This is a genomic window from Colwellia sp. C2M11, from assembly GCF_018860915.1.
In the GTDB taxonomy this organism is placed as follows: domain Bacteria; phylum Pseudomonadota; class Gammaproteobacteria; order Enterobacterales; family Alteromonadaceae; genus Colwellia.
This window is the reverse complement of sequence record NZ_JAHKQD010000039.1, coordinates 123,075-140,061: the sequence shown is the minus strand read 5'-3', so window position 1 is coordinate 140,061 and position 16,987 is coordinate 123,075. Positions and strand designations below refer to the sequence as shown.

The 16,987-nt window shown below is 36.7% G+C and carries 16 protein-coding genes; all 16 read left to right on the top strand.

Annotation, left to right across the window (positions count from 1 at the left end; all coding sequences use genetic code 11):
• Positions 1–180 precede the first annotated feature (180 nt).
• The 16 genes from flhB (at position 181) to KO509_RS11050 (ending at position 16,932) form a co-directional block, all read left to right on the top strand.
• Entirely contained in the window at positions 181–1,311 is a 1,131-nt protein-coding gene (flhB, locus tag KO509_RS11125) for a flagellar biosynthesis protein FlhB (protein WP_215973345.1), read from the top strand.
• Between the two features lie 84 nt (positions 1,312–1,395).
• Complete coding sequence (gene flhA, locus KO509_RS11120) at positions 1,396–3,498, top strand: flagellar biosynthesis protein FlhA (RefSeq protein ID WP_215973344.1); 2,103 nt, start codon at positions 1,396–1,398, stop codon at positions 3,496–3,498.
• Positions 3,499–3,612: 114 nt separating this feature from the next.
• Positions 3,613–5,211 (top strand): flagellar biosynthesis protein FlhF, encoded by a 1,599-nt coding sequence (gene flhF / locus KO509_RS11115; RefSeq protein ID WP_215973343.1) that lies wholly within the window; start codon positions 3,613–3,615, stop codon positions 5,209–5,211.
• 59 nt (positions 5,212–5,270) lie between these two features.
• A complete protein-coding gene (locus KO509_RS11110) occupies positions 5,271–6,113 on the top strand; it encodes a MinD/ParA family protein (protein WP_215973342.1) in 843 nt (280 codons plus the stop codon).
• Between the two features lie 79 nt (positions 6,114–6,192).
• Positions 6,193–6,912 carry an RNA polymerase sigma factor FliA gene (locus tag KO509_RS11105; protein ID WP_215973341.1) on the top strand — a complete coding sequence of 240 codons (720 nt, stop codon included), beginning with the start codon at positions 6,193–6,195 and terminating at the stop codon, positions 6,910–6,912.
• A 57-nt stretch (positions 6,913–6,969) separates the two neighbouring features.
• Positions 6,970–7,353 (top strand): chemotaxis response regulator CheY, encoded by a 384-nt coding sequence (gene cheY, locus KO509_RS11100; RefSeq protein WP_159818383.1) that lies wholly within the window; start codon positions 6,970–6,972, stop codon positions 7,351–7,353.
• A gap of 72 nt (positions 7,354–7,425) precedes the next feature.
• Positions 7,426–8,169, top strand: coding sequence for a protein phosphatase CheZ (locus tag KO509_RS11095; protein ID WP_215973340.1), 744 nt, complete (start codon positions 7,426–7,428; stop codon positions 8,167–8,169).
• 13 nt (positions 8,170–8,182) lie between these two features.
• Positions 8,183–10,312, top strand: coding sequence for a chemotaxis protein CheA (locus tag KO509_RS11090; protein WP_215973339.1), 2,130 nt, complete (start codon positions 8,183–8,185; stop codon positions 10,310–10,312).
• A 31-nt stretch (positions 10,313–10,343) separates the two neighbouring features.
• Positions 10,344–11,477 (top strand): chemotaxis response regulator protein-glutamate methylesterase, encoded by a 1,134-nt coding sequence (locus KO509_RS11085; RefSeq protein WP_215973338.1) that lies wholly within the window; start codon positions 10,344–10,346, stop codon positions 11,475–11,477.
• On the top strand, positions 11,470–12,216 hold the full coding sequence (locus tag KO509_RS11080) for a flagellar motor protein (RefSeq protein ID WP_215973337.1): 747 nt from the start codon (positions 11,470–11,472) through the stop codon (positions 12,214–12,216). Before KO509_RS11085 ends, KO509_RS11080 begins: the two co-directional genes overlap by 8 nt.
• Positions 12,213–13,220, top strand: coding sequence for a flagellar motor protein MotB (locus KO509_RS11075; protein ID WP_215973336.1), 1,008 nt, complete (start codon positions 12,213–12,215; stop codon positions 13,218–13,220). The genes KO509_RS11080 and KO509_RS11075 overlap by 4 nt, the downstream gene beginning before the upstream one ends.
• A gap of 15 nt (positions 13,221–13,235) precedes the next feature.
• The gene (locus tag KO509_RS11070) at positions 13,236–14,015 is read left to right on the top strand and encodes a ParA family protein (RefSeq protein ID WP_215973335.1); all 780 of its coding nucleotides are present in this window, start codon (positions 13,236–13,238) and stop codon (positions 14,013–14,015) included.
• Positions 14,016–14,804, top strand: coding sequence for a chemotaxis protein CheW (locus tag KO509_RS11065; protein WP_252727506.1), 789 nt, complete (start codon positions 14,016–14,018; stop codon positions 14,802–14,804).
• A gap of 94 nt (positions 14,805–14,898) precedes the next feature.
• The gene (locus KO509_RS11060) at positions 14,899–15,393 is read left to right on the top strand and encodes a chemotaxis protein CheW (RefSeq protein ID WP_215973334.1); all 495 of its coding nucleotides are present in this window, start codon (positions 14,899–14,901) and stop codon (positions 15,391–15,393) included.
• 192 nt (positions 15,394–15,585) lie between these two features.
• Positions 15,586–16,053, top strand: a complete 468-nt coding sequence (locus tag KO509_RS11055; protein ID WP_215973333.1) for a DUF2802 domain-containing protein — start codon at positions 15,586–15,588, stop codon at positions 16,051–16,053.
• A gap of 108 nt (positions 16,054–16,161) precedes the next feature.
• On the top strand, positions 16,162–16,932 hold the full coding sequence (locus KO509_RS11050) for a VacJ family lipoprotein (protein WP_215973332.1): 771 nt from the start codon (positions 16,162–16,164) through the stop codon (positions 16,930–16,932).
• Positions 16,933–16,987 lie beyond the last annotated feature (55 nt).

The window sequence follows — 16,987 nt, the reverse complement described above, 5'->3', positions numbered from 1 at the left end:
TGTTTTCTGAACTAAAGTAACAAACGCGTAAGCTGGCGTATAATAAAAGTAGTCATATTAAAAGTTTTAAGTAATAAAAAATATCTTAAATCAAGTTCAGGTTAGTTAAGGAATTTTATATGGATGTGAACTATAGTGAACTTGTATACTTAAAGCATTATATTTTTAGGGTAGTACTGCATGGCTGAGTCAGATAGCGGTGAAAAAAGTGAAGAGCCAACGGCAAAAAAGCTCACTGACGCACGAAAAAAAGGTCAAATAGCCCGATCCAAAGATCTAGGTACCATGTTTGTTTTAGTTGGAAGTGCCTTTGCTCTGATGGTAATGGGGAGCTCCTTGGTTGATGCTTTATCAAGCTCGATGAAACGCTTGTTTTCATTAACGCGTAATGAAGCGATGGATCCACACGCTATAGTAGGCGTTATTTATAGTGCAACAAACAATATTATCTTCCCCGTTCTAGCTATTTTTTTTATTATTATGGTCGCTGCATTCATTGGCAATACCATGTTGGGGGGGATGGCTTTTTCTTGGGAAGCTATGGCACCAAAGGCAAGTCGACTTTCGCCGCTTGCTGGCTTTAAACGTATGTTTGGTGTCCAAGCAGGCGTTGAATTAGTAAAATCTATTTTAAAGTTTTTTGTTGTCTTTATTGTCGCTTTTTTATTACTTAAAGGGCTTTTTTCACAAATTTTAGGGCTTAGTTTAGAAGCTATACCGTTAAATTTTGGTCATGCGGTAAATATGTTATTGTGGATGTTTTTAGCGTTAGCGCTATCTATTGGTCTTATTGTTGTTATAGACGCACCCTATCAAGTTTGGAATCATACACGCCAACTTAAAATGACTAAGCAAGAAATTAAAGACGAATATAAAAGTACTGAAGGTAACCCTGAAATTAAAGGGCGTATCAAGCAAACACAATATGAAATGTCGCAACGACGGATGATGGGCGAAGTACCTAATTCAGATGTTGTCATCACCAACCCTACCCATTATAGCGTGGCATTAAAGTATGATGCTGATATGGGAGGAGCACCGCAACTGGTAGCAAAAGGTATAGATGAAATGGCAATACATATTCGCACCATTGCCAAAGAACATGACGTTGAAATTGTTCAGTCACCGGCTTTAGCAAGATCGTTATATTATACTGCAGAGGTTGATCAAGATATCCCTGAAGAGCTATATGCAGCAGTAGCACAAGTACTAGCATTTATTTTTCAACTTAATGAACATAAAAAAGGGCGAGGTAAAAAGCCTATCCCTATCGCTAAAAAATTACCTATTCCCGATGAGTTTAAATATTAAAGTAGTACTGTCTTACCTTTTGGTATAGCTTTTGCAACTCCATCGTTAGCGTCAAAAATTCATCATAAAGAGCAGCAGTATCAAATGCAATTAACCGCCTTTTTCAATAAATTCGATAAAAAAAAATTATCTCATATTTCAGGACTAGGTACGCCTATTTTAGTAATGGCTGCTCTTGGTATGGTTATTTTACCGATGCCAGCTTGGTTACTGGATGTACTTTTTTCATTTAACATTGCATTATCTTTGGTGGTGTTATTAATCACTGTTTATACGCTTAAGCCTTTAGAATTTGGCTCCTTCCCTTCCGTTATTCTTATTGCAACCATACTTCGCTTAGCACTTAATGTTGCCAGTACTCGAGTGGTTTTACTTGAAGGGCATGAAGGAACAGATGCTGCTGGTAAAGTTATTGAAGCTTTTGGCTCTGTTGTTATTGGTGGCAATTATGCCGTTGGCTTAGTTGTATTTCTTATCCTAATTATTATCAATTTTGTTGTAGTAACTAAAGGTGCGGGACGTATTGCTGAAGTTACAGCGCGTTTTACGCTTGATGCTATGCCAGGTAAACAAATGGCAATAGATGCTGATTTAAATGCTGGCTTTATCAATGCAGAGCAAGCAAGAGAGCGCCGCATTGAAGTAACCAGTGAAGCCGACTTTTATGGTTCGATGGATGGTGCAAGTAAATTTGTTAAAGGCGATGCTGTAGCAGGGATTTTAATTTTATTCATCAATATTATTGGTGGGTTAGTGATTGGGATGGTTCAGCATGACCTTAGCTTTAATGAAGCTGTTGAAATATATACTTTATTAACCATTGGTGATGGTTTAGTGGCGCAAATTCCAGGGTTACTGCTTTCTGTAGCAACTGCAATTGTAGTAACGCGTCAAAATACCTCGCAAGACATGGGTGAACAAGTAAGCAGCCAACTAGGACAAGAGAAATCACTTTATATTGCAGCAGGCGTTATGTTTGTTATTGGTATTATTCCTGGAATGCCACATTTTGCATTTTTACTGTTTGCTAGCGTTATTGCTGCATTCGCTTATTTTGGTAGCAAGCATAAAATTACTAAAGCCATGGCATTAGAAAAAGTGGCAGAAGAAGCACAAGTACAAAGTCAGCAAAAAGAAGAAGAAATTAAAGAATTGGGTTGGGATGATGTTAATCATGTTGATGTTATTGGTTTAGAGATTGGTTATCGATTAATTCCGTTAGTCGATAAAGCACAAGGTGGCGAATTACTTAGCCGAATTAAAGGTGTGCGTAAAAAGTTATCACAAGAATTTGGCTTTTTGGTGCCTGCTGTTCATATTCGTGACAACCTAGATTTAGATCCTAATAGTTATCAAATCTCATTAATGGGTGTCACCGTTGGAAGTGCAGAAATACGACACGACCAAGAATTAGCGATTAACCCTGGGCAGGTTTTTGGAAAGCTTGATGGTGTACCAACTAAAGATCCTGCTTTCGGGTTAGATGCTGTTTGGATTAAGCAAGATCAACGAGAGCAAGCACAAACATTAGGATATACCGTGGTTGATTCTGCGACTGTTTTAGCAACTCATTTAAGCCAAATTCTAACAAATAATGCTGCTCAACTGTTAGGCCATGAAGAAGTACAAAATCTTATTGATATTCTAGCTAAAACTTATCCTAAGCTCGTTGAAGGCTTTATTCCTGACACATTATCTCTGGGCACCGTTGTTAAGGTATTGCAAAGTTTAATGAATGAAGGTGTTGCTGTCCGTGATATGCGTTCAATTATACAAACACTTGTTGAGTACGGTCCTAAAAGCCAAGATGCAGAAGTGCTAACCGCAGCGGTAAGAATTAGCTTACGTAAATTTATTATTCAAGATCTGGTCGGATCGGCACTTGAAATACCTGTCATAACCTTGGCGCCTGAGTTGGAACAAATGTTGCATCAGTCTATGCAGATGGCTGGAGATGATGGTGCAGGTATTGAACCTGGTTTAGCTGAACGTTTACAAAAATCATTAAATGAGGGTGCTCAGCAGCAAGAATTAGCCGGTGATACCCCAATTTTATTAACATCCGGTATTTTACGTTCAGTGTTAGCTAAATTTGTAAAATATACCATACCAGGCTTAAGGGTTATTTCTTATCAAGAAATACCTGATGATAAACAAATTAAAATTGTAAGTGCTATTGGGCAGTAACTAATAATTTGGGTAAATAAAATACCAAATAAAAAGTAACGAGCAGCATAAGTATCGAGCATGATAAGTTGCAGAGTAAAGTTTAGTCGCTCGTAGCTAAATAAGGAGTTAACTGTGAAAATAAGACGTTTTGTTGGCAAAGATATGCGTAGCGCATTAGCACAAATTAAAGAAGAATTAGGCGTAGATGCCGTAATCATGTCTAATAAAAAAATACCTGAAGGTGTTGAATTGATGGCTGCAGTTGATTACAGCCAATCAGCGCCAGTAAGTGCACCTTCTCCACAGGTTAATCCTTCTACAGTTAATGAAAATAGCCGTGAAATACAAAATGATACGGTTAATATTCAAAGTGCTGAGGCAACAAATATCGCTGTACCTGAAGCACAGGTAGGTCATAATATCGCCAACAGTACAACCGAGCCTGTTGATAGTTTGTCAGCACTGTTAAGTCGGCAGGTTCAACATCATTCATCGAACCAACAATCTAATGATCAGTCTGAGCAAGCTTATGCTCAACAGGGGCATATTCAGCAGAATAATCAAGTTGTGAGTGAAGACGAGAATATTGAAGATCAATTACGTAATTTTACTCAACGCTTACGTCATTCAAAGCCTGATGGAACAATTCCTGCACCAGAAGTAAATCATAATAATGAGCATGCTCAGTTTGAAGGGCACACTTCATTAGAAGCTGAACAAATGGCTGAAAAATTACAGTCAGTCCCTTTGTCAGAACATGATGTAGATGCAAATAGTCATGTTAGCCAACAAGATTTTGATAAAATGCAACAAGAGATGGCTTCAATAAGAAAGTTACTTGAACATCAAGTATCGGGTCTTATGTGGCAAGATATGGCGCAAAAAGAGCCTCAACGTGCTGTGTTAGTTAACCGTTTATTAGGGTTAGGTTTAAATGAACAAATTGCTGATCAAATAGCAGGTTATGTTCCTTCTAAATACCATGATGAACAAGCTTGGCAACAAGCGACTAAGTTAATTGGTGAACAACTTAATACGACGCAAAATGATATAATTCATCGTGGTGGTATTGTTGCATTAGTTGGTCCTACAGGCGTAGGGAAAACAACAACAATTGCCAAGCTAGCAGCACGTTTCTCTCAAGTTCACGGCCATGAGCAAGTTGCTCTTATATCAACGGATACCTTTAGAATAGCGGGTTTTGAACAACTGGCTACTTATGGAAAAATTATTGGTTGTCAAGTTAAGTTAGCAAAAGATAGCCAAGCATTAGACTTGTTGCTTGAACAGTTTTCTCAAAAGAAATTAATTTTAATTGATACTGCCGGTATGGGGCAAAGAGATATACGTTTAGCCGAAAATTTAGCTAATTTAGTATCTAATGCTAGAGTGAGAATAAGAAATTACTTAGTGTTAGCTGCTAATAGCCAGCAGCAAGTTATGCAAGAAAATGTTGATCGCTTTAAAAAAGTACCACTATCGGGTTGTATTTATACTAAACTTGATGAAAGTGTGAGTGTTGGCGAAATAATTACAACTTCAATTCAAAATGGCCTGCCAATAGGTTATCTTACTGATGGACAAAGAGTTCCAGAAGATATTAAAGTTGCAAATGCTGAGAAATTAGTTACGCTTGCAGATAAAATGGCAGCAAACGCAGCAAAGAAGAATGCAGCTTATGTTCAACGTACAGCAAGACCAATGCCGATAACGCCAGCGGTGGCGATATAGATGTATTTTAAATTGCAGTATTTTTAGTTAAAATAAAGCGATAATATAAGAAGTAATAAATGGCAGATCAAGCGAGCGGCTTAAGAAAAATGCAAGACTTAAAAAAAGTTAAAGTAATAGCAGTTTCTGGTGGTAAAGGTGGCGTTGGTAAAACCAATGTTTCATTAAACACGGCTATAGCCCTTGGACAGCAAGGGAAAAGAGTATTAGTGCTAGATGCCGATTTAGGGTTGGCTAATGTCGATGTGATGTTAGGGTTAAGAGTAAAACGAAACCTTTCTCATGTATTATCAGGTGAATGTGAGCTTGATGATATTATTATTACAGGCCCCCGTAATATAAAAATCATACCGGCTACTTCTGGCTCTCAATCGATGGTTGACCTTACTCCTGCTGAACATGCAGGGTTGATTCGTGCTTTTAGTGAAATGAATACTCAATTTGATGTACTGATCGTTGATACTGCAGCCGGTATCTCGGATATGGTACTGAGTTTTACTCGAGCAGCACAAGACGTAGTCTTAGTTGTTTGTGATGAACCCACGTCAATTACCGATTGTTATGCATTAATGAAACTATTAAGCCGTGATCATAATGTATTCAAATTTAAAGTTGTTGCTAATATGGTTCGTACACCTAAAGAAGGGCAACAATTATTTTCCAAACTAACGAAAGTAACAGATAGATTTTTAGATGTAGCACTGGAGTTAGTTGGTGTTATTCCATTCGATGAAAATATTAGAAAATCAGTACGCAAACAACAAGCCATTGTTGAAGCTTTTCCTAACTCACCAGCAGCAATAGCGTTTAAGGAATTAGCAAAGAATGTTAATAGCTGGCCTATACCAAAACAAGCATCAGGTCATTTAGAGTTCTTTATTGAACAGCTACTCGATTACTAATATCTCGTTCATATTGTGTTATCAAGTAACTGATATAAATAATAAATATATAAAAATATTTTGGTGGGAATAGCAAAAAGTGGCAAAAACTAAAGCCTATAACAATTTAATTGATAAAACTGTGTTGCTTGAACAGCATACAGTGTTGGTTAAGCGAATTGCTTATCATTTACTTGCTCGATTACCGGCAAGTGTTATTGTTGATGATCTAATTCAATCAGGAATGATTGGTTTATTTGAAGCTGCAAATAACTTTGATAACACTAAAGGCGCTAGTTTTGAAACTTTTGCTGGCATCCGTATTCGAGGTGCTATGCTAGATGAAATACGCCGTGGCGACTGGACTCCTAGATCAGTACATAAAAATAGCCGCATGGTCAGTGAGGCAATTAAGCAATTAGAGGCAACATTAGGCAGAGATGTTACTGATATAGAAGTTGCTGAAAAACTTGAAATTTCATTAAATGAGTATCATCATATACTTAGTGAGGTCAGTTCTGGTAAAATACTCGGTATCGAAGACTTAGGAATGAGTGAAGATGCACTGAAGTTTGATGAAACTTATCACGGTGATGATCCGTATCAAAGTATCGAGCATAGTGCCTTTAAAGAAGGGTTAAGTGAATGTATTAGTTCTTTACCTGAACGTGAAGCTCTAGTACTGTCTCTATATTATGATGAAGAATTGAATTTACGTGAAATTGGCGCTGTACTCGATGTTAGTGAATCTCGGGTTAGTCAAATTCATAGTCAAGCAATGCATCGATTAAAAGCACGTATGCAATCTTGGCAAAATTAAGTAGAATTATAACTGTGTTAACCTATAAAAATTTTGAATGTTTCGCCGGAGGGTGCCTTGGATAAAAATATGAAAGTGCTAGTTGTTGATGATTTTTCAACAATGAGACGTATAGTAAAGAATTTGTTACGCGATTTAGGCTTTACAAACATTCAAGAAGCGGATGATGGCAGTACTGCCTTACCTATGCTTCAAAATGGTGATTTTGACTTTGTTGTAACAGATTGGAATATGCCAGGAATGCAAGGTATTGATTTGTTGAAAGCTATACGTGCAGATTCACGTTTAGCCCATATCCCAGTATTATTAATTACAGCTGAAGCGAAAAAGGAACAAATCGTTATGGCAGCTCAGGCTGGTGTTAACGGTTACATTGTTAAACCTTTTACGGCTGCAACACTCAAAGCTAAATTAAATAAAATTTTTGAACGTCTAGGTTAATTTTATTTAGACTAGCTAGTTAAAGCTACTTCAGAAAATTGATTAATTTAACTTAAGTATTAAGGACTTTGCATGAGTATGGCAATGGTGGGGCGTGTTTCTTTGGAGCAGGCTAAATCTTTAGTTGAACTTTTAGAAACAGGACAACAAGAAAAAGCTGATGCACTTGTGGCAGCGATTCAAAACCCAATTAACTCTGAACTATTTGCAGAAATAGGTAAGTTAACTCGTCAATTACATGACTCTTTAACAAATTTTCAGTTAGATTCTCGATTAAATGACTTAGCAACAGCTGAAATTCCTGATGCTAAAGAGCGTTTGAATTATGTGATTACTCGTACTGAAGAAGCTGCAAATAAAACGATGGATGCAGTTGAGTCTATTTTTCCAGTAATTGAAGATATTTCTAGTCAAGTTAGTGCAGTTAAACCTGCATGGTCTAAACTAATGAACAATGAGATAGATTTAAAAGAGTTTAAAAGTTTATGTGTTGATATTGATAGCTTATTAATTACGACAGGTAAAGAGACGGCTCATATTCATGGTTTGATGACTGATGTATTAATGGCTCAAGATTTTCAGGACTTAACAGGACAAGTTATTCGTAAAGTCATTGATTTGGTACGTGAAGTTGAAGAGAGCTTAATTAACATGTTGACGGCATTTGGTATTTCTTCAGAAGATGGACAGACTAAATCAGCGCCTAAAGTCGGTGATAACTTAGTTGAAGGGCCAATAGTTAATAAAGAAAAAAGAAATGATATTGTTGAAGATCAAGATGATGTTGATGATCTTTTATCAAGTTTAGGTTTTTAACGGGAGTTAGTGAATGTCATTTGAAGCAGATGAAGAAATTCTACAAGACTTTTTAGTCGAAGCGGGTGAAATACTCGAGCAGCTTTCGGAGCAACTCGTTGAACTTGAAAATGATGTTGATAATGCCGATTTACTTAATGCAATTTTTCGAGGTTTTCATACAGTTAAAGGTGGCGCAGGTTTTCTGGCTTTAAATGACCTTGTTGACGTTTGTCATGGTGCAGAGAATATATTTGATTTACTGCGTACTGGGCAACGTAAAGTAAATTCAGAGTTAATGGACACTATTTTATCAGCGCTTGATACTATCAATGATATGTTTGCGTTAGTGAAAAATAGAGAGGCGCTAGTACCTGCTGAAGCTGAATTATTAGCAGAATTACACCGTTTAAGTCAGCCAGAAAGCGCTGAAGCTTCTATCCCTGAAGCCCCCATCCCTGAAACTTCTCTCCCTGAAACTGAATCTGTAGATAATACAAGCTCTGATTTAGACGGGGATATGAGTGAAGATGAGTTTGAACGCTTACTTGATGAGTTACATGGCAGTGCTAGTCATTCATCTGCACCTGAACCTGCAGTTAAGCCGCCTGTTACTCCAGAGTCAAGTGATGAAATTTCTGACGATGAATTTGAGTCGTTATTGGATGAACTTCATGGTCAAGGAGCATTTTCGTCAGAAGTAAAAGAGACATCTTCTTCTATTGTAAATAATTCATCTGATGAAATAAATGATGATGAGTTTGAAAGCTTACTTGATGAATTGCACGGTAAAGGTAATGCGCCTAAAGCTAGCAGTGCAGCTTCAGTTGCGCCAACTCAACCTTCTATGGCAAAGCCTACTCCCGTGACAACAAATACGGAAAGTTCAAAGCCAGCTGCTACAGCAGAAGTAAAACCAGCGGTAAGTAAGCCACCAGTAGCTAAGAAAGCAGCGCAACCATCAACACCTCAGGGTGAAACAACCGTGCGTGTTGATACTAAACGACTTGATAAAATCATGAATATGGTTGGTGAGTTAGTATTAGTTAGAAATCGCTTAACAAGCCTTGGATTGACGTCTGATGATGAAAATTTAACCAAGGCTGTTTCAAATCTAGATGCCGTTACCACCGACTTGCAAGGTGCGGTAATGAAAACTCGTATGCAGCCTATTAAGAAAGTTTTTGGACGATTTCCTCGGGTTGTACGAGACTTAGCTCGTAGTCTTAATAAAGATATACAGTTGGTGTTGGAAGGAGAAGACACGGATTTAGACAAAAATTTAGTGGAAGCTTTAGCGGATCCTTTGGTGCATTTGGTTCGTAACTCTGTGGATCATGGGATTGAGATGCCTGATGTGCGCCAAGCTCAAGGAAAGCCACGTCAAGGTACTGTTACGTTATCAGCCTCTCAAGAAGGTGATCATATCCTGTTAACCATTAAAGATGATGGTGCGGGTATGAATGCTGAAAAGTTAAAAGAAATAGCGATGAAACGTGGTGTATTAGACGTCGATACCGCCGCAAGAATGTCAGACAAAGAAGCCTTTAGTTTGATTTTTGCGCCTGGCTTCTCAACCAAAACAGAAATTTCTGAAGTATCAGGGCGTGGCGTTGGTATGGATGTTGTTAAAACCAAAATCACCCAATTAAATGGTGCTGTTGATATTGATTCTGAGATGGGTGTAGGCACAATTTTAGAAATAAAAGTGCCACTGACGTTAGCAATATTACCAACGTTAATGGTTGTTGTTGGTGAGCAAACATTTGCATTACCTCTTGCGGCAGTTAATGAAATATTTCACTTAGATTTAACTAAAACAAATAGTGTTGATGGCCAGTTAACTATTATTGTTCGTGAAAAAGCAATTCCATTATTTTATTTAGATCAATGGCTTGTCAAAAATTATGAAAATAAAAGCCGAGAACAAGGTCATGTTGTAATAGTGCAACTAGGAAACCAACAAGTTGCTTTTGTTGTTGATCGATTAATTGGGCAAGAAGAAGTGGTTATTAAGCCACTAGATAGATTATTACATGGAACTCCAGGTATGGCGGGAGCAACTATTACCAGTGATGGTGGTATTGCGTTAATTATAGATATCCCTAATATGCTAAAATTTTATGCTAAAAAATCGCCAGTAAATAGAAAGTTGCACTCATAAAATAGAATAATTATAAAGGTAGATGAAGTAAATGACCTATAAAGTACTCGTTGTTGATGATTCAAGTTTTTTTAGACGACGAGTCACTGATATTTTAAATAAAGATCCACAGCTAGAAGTTATTGATGTTGCTGTTAATGGACAAGAGGCGGTAGATAAAGCTCTTTTACTTAAACCTGATGTCATTACTATGGACATCGAAATGCCTGTTTTGAATGGTATTGATGCAGTAAAAAAAATAATGGCGCGATCGCCTACCGCTATTTTAATGTTTTCTTCACTAACTCATCAAGGGGCCAAAGCCACTCTAGATGCTCTCGAGGCAGGAGCCTTAGATTTTTTACCTAAAAAATTTAGTGAAATAGCACAAAATAGTGATGAGGCGGGTAGTCTATTACGACAACGTGTAATTCAACTCGCAAAAAAAGGTGGTGTATCTAGACGTCATCTATCAAGAGAACGCACTACACTAGTAAATCGTAATATAAGCAGTAAAGTACCGGCTGGTACTCGAAAGCCGATTGTACCTGAAACTCCTATTAGTAGTCAGAAACAAGCCTCATCGCTTAAAACTTCTTCTGGAAAAAAATATAATTTATTAGCAATAGGTACCTCTACAGGGGGACCTGTAGCATTACAAAAAATATTAACGCAATTACCTCAAGATTTTCCATTGCCAATTATTTTAATTCAACATATGCCGGCAACTTTTACTAATGCATTTGCTAGTAGGTTAAACTCTTTATGTAAAATTAACGTAAAAGAAGCAAGTGATGGCGATACGCTTATGCCAGGTTGTGCATATTTAGCACCAGGTGGCCGTCAAATGATTATTACGGGTAAAGAGCAACATGCCAAAATTAAAATCATGGATGATACCTCTGAAAAAATCACTTTTAGACCGAGTGTGGATGTGAGTTTTGGTTCTGCAGGTAAAGTATTTGGTGGTAATGTCTTAGGTGTTATCTTAACAGGAATGGGGGCTGATGGTAGAGAAGGTTCTCGTATGTTAAAAGCGAGTGGTTCTACAATCTGGGCGCAAGATGAACAAAGTTGTGTCGTATATGGTATGCCACAAGCGGTAACAGTTGCAGGTATTTCTCAATTATCTCTACCTTTAGATGCTATCGCGAGCTCTATTCTTAAGGAAATAAGGCATGGATAGGCTCAGTATTGCTGGACTTTTACTTGCTTTATTTGCTATTTATTTAGGTTTCATGCTTGATGGCGGCTCTATCGGTGCATTATTTGAGTTACCTGCATTGATTATTGTTGTTGGTGGTACTGTAGGGGCTGTTATGTTGCAGTCTTCAAGTCGTCAATTTTATCATGCGTTTTCCTTATTAAAGTGGGTATTTACTCCGCCTACCTATGATATTGATGAAGGAATAAAAAAAATTGTTCTTTGGGCGAGTAAGTCCAGAGAGAGTGGTTATTTATCGCTTGAAATTATAGCACTTGATGAAGAGGATAGTTATACCCAAAAAGGCTTGAATTTACTCGTTGATGGAGCTGATATTGAAGATATACGTGTGTCTCTTGAGCTAGATTTAGATTTATATCGAGAGCATAATTTACGCTCAGCAAATGTTTTCGAATCGATGGGCGGCTATAGCCCAACTATTGGTATTCTTGGTGCTGTATTAGGTTTAGTACATGCAATGGGGAACTTAACTGAGCCCGAAATGCTTGGGCAAGGTATTGCTACTGCGTTTATTGCTACTATTTATGGCGTTGGTTTTGCTAACTTAATTTATCTGCCGGTTGCCAATAAGATAAAAGAAATCGTTCATCAACAAACTATGTATAGAGAAATGATCTTTGAAGGGTTGATCGCCATTGCTAATGGAGAAAACCCACACGCGATAGAAAATAAACTTTCAGCGTTTAGGTTAGAGCAGTGAAACGATTGCGTAAAAGAAGGCATAACGTAGAACACGATAATGTTCATCGTTGGTTGGTTTCTTATGCTGATTATATGACGCTTCTTTTTGCATTATTTGTCGTGTTATATGCAATGGCAATGGTAAATGATAAAGCTTTTGAAAGTATTACAGAATCAGTTGGCCATGTTTTTCAGGCAAATGATAAAAAAATAAAAAATCGAGGACATGGCGACGATATCCTTGATGTTAATACGAGTAAATCTAATAAAATATTATTTGGAAATGGGATAGTCGAAGAAGCGGGTCCTGAGTTATTTGATGATGAGAAAGATTTATTAAATATTTCAGCTGAACAACTCGGGAGTAATTTAACATCCTTAGAAGCTGATTTACACACAGCACTTTTTGATCTTATAGAGTCAGGATTTTCTCAGGTAAAAATTGATGGTGATTGGTTAGAGATAGAACTTAATAGTGGCTTATTATTTCCGAGCGGTTCATCTTCTGTCACTAATACTGCGTCTAATATCTTAGGTATTGTTTATGATGTTATTGGCGATGTTAATAACTTTGTTAGAGTAAGAGGCTATACTGATAATCAAGCAATTAACACTGAAATCTTTTCATCTAACTGGGAGTTATCTGTTTTTCGGGCAACGGCTATTTTACGTGAATTGGAAAAGATAGGAGTTAACCCTGCTCGTATGGCGATAGAAGGCTATGGGCAATACTCACCGAGTGCCGATAATACTACAGCTGAAGGACGAGCACGGAATAGAAAAGTTGTGATTGCGGTTTCGAAATATGGTTTGAAAAAAGTAGAAGCATTGGCAGCACCTAGTAATTCGATTGAAGAAGTTAAAGATAAAATGAACGTTGTAGAGGCAAATGGTAATACAGGTAAAGTCCAAGTTATTCAGTTGCCCGGTGGAGGGATCAGAATTACAACACGAAATAATAATGAGAGCTCTTCAGAAGACAAGATTCAACAAAGCAATAATCAACAAAATGATGATAATTAAATATAGGAATAACTATTGGAAGTTTGGGCTGTAGCAAATCAAAAAGGCGGTGTGGGCAAAACAACAACTACTATTGCTTTAGCTGGTCTATTAGCTGAGTGTGGTAAAAAGGTATTACTTGTAGATACAGACCCACACGCTTCTTTAAGTTACTATTTTGGTATTGAATCTGAAGATTTAGACTTGAGTGTTTATGATTTATTCGTTCAAGTTGCATCTAAAGAGCAAATACTACAAAGTTTATGTCCGACACAATATAGTAATATTGACATATTACCGGCAACTATGGGCTTAGCAACCTTAGATCGCTCATTAGGTGCCAGAAATGGTATGGGGTTAGTGTTAAAAAAGGCAATGTTAAAATTGTCGCAAAGTTATGATTATGTGTTGATAGACTGTCCGCCTATTATAGGTGTGCTTATGGTTAATGCATTAGCTGCGTCAGATAGAATAATAGTACCAGTACAAACAGAGTTTTTAGCATTGAAAGGCTTAGAACGTATGGTTAAAACTATGGATATGATGGCAATAGAACAAGGGAAACCCTTTAATTATACTATTGTGGGAACAATGTTTGATAAGCGAACTAAAGCATCACTCTTAGCTTATAAACATTTACAGAAAACCTATCCAAATAACATTTGGCCAAATATTATCCCTGTTGATACAAATTTTAGAAATGCAAGTTTAGCACAGAAAGTCCCCTCACATTATTCACCAAATTCTAGGGGTGTTTTTTCCTATAAAAATTTATTGGATTATTTATTGAAGCCATCGCAAAGAAGTATCAAATAGATGTCAAAATCATTAGCAGCTAGTAAAAAAGTTATGAAAAATTATCTGTCAGAATTATTGACAGATAAGCCCCCTATGGAAGATAGCAGTAGACATGATTTACCGGAAAGAAAGGATAGTAAATCAATTGAAGAACAACGGTTAGAAAATCTGCTAAAGAATGTTAATGCTGAATTAAATATTAAAGAAACGAGTGTTTCAACAACAAAGAGTTTAAATAAAGTAATTGATACTAAAAAAATATCAATTGATGAAGGAACTCCAGAACAACGTCAAGATACCATAGTTGCACAAAAAAGCTCAGCTAGTTTACCTCCACAAGAAGATAAAACTTATCGTAATGGTGATTTTCAGGCATTGTTTTTTAATGTTGGTGGTTTAACTGTTGCAGTGCCGTTAGTTGAATTAGGTGGTATTCATCCGATAGAAAAAACAACGGCATTAATGGGAAAACCTGAATGGTATAAAGGTGTAATGTTATATCGAGATGAAAAAATTAATGTTGTTGATACTGCCTTATGGGTAATGCCCGAAAAGTGCGATGAAAAGATGAAAGATTCATTAAATTACCAGTATGTGATCATGCTAGGAAATAGTGCTTGGGGTTTAACAGCAGAAAATCTAGTTGATACCGTTGTTTTAAAGCAAGATGAAGTAAAGTGGTTAGATGCACCAAGTAAGCGACCTTGGTTAGCTGGCTTAGTAAAGGATAAAATGTGCGCCTTACTTGATGTAAATTCATTAATTCAATTACTTAATGATGGTAGCGGAATTCATCAAGATGATTAATAATGTCATTAGTAAGCTTTAATCGACAAATACGAAATAATAATTAACTTAAAAGATAAGTTAAAAAGTCTTAAATAATTGAGGGGCAAGTGGTATGTCTGACGAAAAACGCAGTTTAAGCGGTAAAAAAGGTGAAAATGATGAAGTACTTCAATGGGTAACGTTCAAATTAGAGAATGAAACTTATGGTATTAACGTTATGCAAGTACAAGAAATTCTACGTTACAGTGAAGTAGCGCCTGTACCTGGAGCTCCAGTTTATGTACTTGGAATCATTAATTTACGTGGTAATGTTGTCACTGTGATTGATACTCGCTCTCGTTTTGGTTTAGAGCCTAGTGATGTTACTGATAATACTCGTGTCGTTGTTATTGAGTTAGAACAACAAGTGATAGGTATATTGGTTGATAGTGCTTCCGAGGTTGTTTACCTTAAAGCCTCTGAGATTGATGATGCACCGAATGTAGGTAATGAAGAGAGTGCTCAGTTTATACAAGGTGTATCTAATCGTGATGGTGAACTACTTATTTTAGTCGATTTAGATAAACTATTATCAGATGAAGAGTGGGATGAACTAAAACAGTTCTAATCGTTTTTTGAACGTCAGCAGGTGAGTATGTGCCAAGATATTGGTTTATTCAGTATCTTACATTTTACTTCCTGTTAACCATATTCTTTAATAAATTATTTTGCATTGGTGAATGGTAACACTTGTTTAATTACGTTTTTTGGAAATTACTCTTATTATGATTGTTATACAGACCCGTAAGTTAGCCTATTTATGTCTTTGCTAGCAGTGCCTATTATTGCCATCGTTGCACTTGTTATTAGTATCTTATGTTTGGTTATTATTTTTGTTTTAATAACCCGGCACAGCACTAAGTTTGCTGTTTATGAGTCTCAATCGCAAGCCCATGAATTACTCGTGAATAGCTTGCAATCAGCCAACGACGATTTAAATGCGAGGATACGTAATCTATCTCTACAGCAAGAAAAATCATTAACTGATAACACATTTGTATCTAAGCAGTTAGAGCATAGAATTAAGGCTATTCAATCTCAATTGAACTCCCAACAAGATCTTATCTCGCAATTACAAACTGATAAAGGTGATGATAAATTCTACTCTCGAGCAATAAAGTTAGCGAAGATAGGTGCTGATATTGACGAAATTGTAACTGAGTGCGAACTTCCTTACGCCGAAGTTGAAATGTTAATCTCTGTTTATCAAAATAAAGCTAAGGGCTAGTGTTTTCTGAAATAAAAACAAGTTAAACTAGTTCTCTTTATACCTATACCTTTATTAATATTTCTTTACTCATATTAATTAGCATTAACATGGCAAGGAACAATCCCCGTGAAAGACGCTTTAAGCCACTCTATTAGAATTTTATTTTTACTTTCTTTTTTTATTTTATCTGGATGTTCAACTACCCCTTCAGCTCAGGAAGGTTTAAGTGATCCAAGAGATCCTCTAGAGTCTATCAATAGGCCTTTTTGGACTTTTACTTGGGATTATGCCGATAAGTATGTTGCTAAGCCGTTGTCTGAATTTTATACCACCAATATGCCCATTTTTTTACGAACGGGCTTACATAATATGGCATTAAATTTAAATGAACCTGCAAGTATTATTAATAACTTACTACAATTAAAAATGGAAAATGCCGCTAAAGCAACGGGACGCTTTGTACTCAATTCTACTATAGGTTTATTTGGTTTTTATGATCCTGCAAGTGATTTTGAATGGTCTACTGAACAAGAAGAGTTTGGTGAAGTATTAGGAGTTTATGGTGTCGGAGATGGCCCATACATTGTTATACCCGGGCTTGGTCCTAGCTCTGTTCGAGAAGAAGTAGGTGATTACGTCGATCGTTTATATTGGCCTTTAGCTGTTATTGATTTTTGGCCAAATGTAGTGCGTTTAGGGATTATCGGTTTAGAAAGTCGATCGTCAATAAAAGATCAAGAGCAGTTACTGGAAAATTCTACAGACTCCTATGAGTTTATTAAAAATGCATACTTTCAAAATATGAATTATCGTGTGTATGATGGTAATCCCCCCATCGTTATTGATGAAGATGAAGAAGCTGCAATAGATGCACTTTTAGATGAATTTGAAGATTAACATTAAAAAGTTATAAACATATACCGAAGTTAGCCGTAATTTGTTAGAATTGCGG

Coding starts and splice junctions, on each gene's coding strand:
- flhB (WP_215973345.1), top strand. CDS start 181: ATGGCTGAGTCAGATAGCGGTGAAAAAAGTGAAGAGCCAACGGCAAAA.
- flhA (WP_215973344.1), top strand. CDS start 1,396: ATGCAATTAACCGCCTTTTTCAATAAATTCGATAAAAAAAAATTATCT.
- KO509_RS11110 (WP_215973342.1), top strand. CDS start 5,271: ATGGCAGATCAAGCGAGCGGCTTAAGAAAAATGCAAGACTTAAAAAAA.
- KO509_RS11095 (WP_215973340.1), top strand. CDS start 7,426: ATGAGTATGGCAATGGTGGGGCGTGTTTCTTTGGAGCAGGCTAAATCT.
- KO509_RS11090 (WP_215973339.1), top strand. CDS start 8,183: ATGTCATTTGAAGCAGATGAAGAAATTCTACAAGACTTTTTAGTCGAA.
- KO509_RS11085 (WP_215973338.1), top strand. CDS start 10,344: ATGACCTATAAAGTACTCGTTGTTGATGATTCAAGTTTTTTTAGACGA.
- KO509_RS11080 (WP_215973337.1), top strand. CDS start 11,470: ATGGATAGGCTCAGTATTGCTGGACTTTTACTTGCTTTATTTGCTATT.
- KO509_RS11065 (WP_252727506.1), top strand. CDS start 14,016: ATGTCAAAATCATTAGCAGCTAGTAAAAAAGTTATGAAAAATTATCTG.
- KO509_RS11060 (WP_215973334.1), top strand. CDS start 14,899: ATGTCTGACGAAAAACGCAGTTTAAGCGGTAAAAAAGGTGAAAATGAT.
- KO509_RS11055 (WP_215973333.1), top strand. CDS start 15,586: ATGTCTTTGCTAGCAGTGCCTATTATTGCCATCGTTGCACTTGTTATT.